Annotated in this window: 1 pseudogene; it reads left to right on the top strand. The window is 68.4% G+C overall.

The window, feature by feature from the left end:
* Positions 1–583, top strand: a pseudogene (locus tag B2U11_RS03290) (GNAT family N-acetyltransferase); the annotation flags it as partial.

The raw sequence follows: 583 nt of genomic DNA, 5'->3' as shown, positions 1-583 counted from the left end.
AGGCGCTGGACGCCGCCGACGTCGCCCTGTGGCGCGCCTGGTCGACAAGCAATCCGGCGCTGAGGAGCCCCTATTTCCGTTGGGACTATACGGAGATCGCCGCGCGGGTCTGCCCCGGCGCGGCGGTGGCGGTGTTTCGTCGCGGGACGGCGACGGTCGGCTTCTTTCCGTATCAGCGGCGCGGTGGTTCGGTGCAGCCGTTGGGCGCGCCGATGAACGATTATCATGGCGTGATCGCCCCAGTCGGCGAGGAGATCGGGCTCGAGGATGTGGCGCGTCTGCTGAAGGCGCGCAGGCTGAACGTGCCGGGCTGGATCGGCGCGGCGCGGTCAGGGGAGGCGCGCACGACCGTTCAGGCCGCCCTTCCGGATGAGGGTTTCGACGCCTGGTACGCCGAGAGGCGCACGACTTTCGGCAAGTTCTTCAAGGACAAGGAACGTGCGCGGCGCAGCCTGGAAGCCGAGTTGGGTCCGATCGCCGTGGCGCACGGCCTGCGCGATCCGGCGCTTCTGGATCATCTGATCGATCTGAAGGCGGCGCAGTATCGGCGCTCGGGCCTGCACGACATTTTCGCCTGCGGCTG

The organism is Brevundimonas sp. UBA7534 (assembly GCF_002479325.1).
Lineage (GTDB): Bacteria > Pseudomonadota > Alphaproteobacteria > Caulobacterales > Caulobacteraceae > Brevundimonas.
This window is presented reverse-complemented; position numbering and strand designations above follow the sequence as displayed.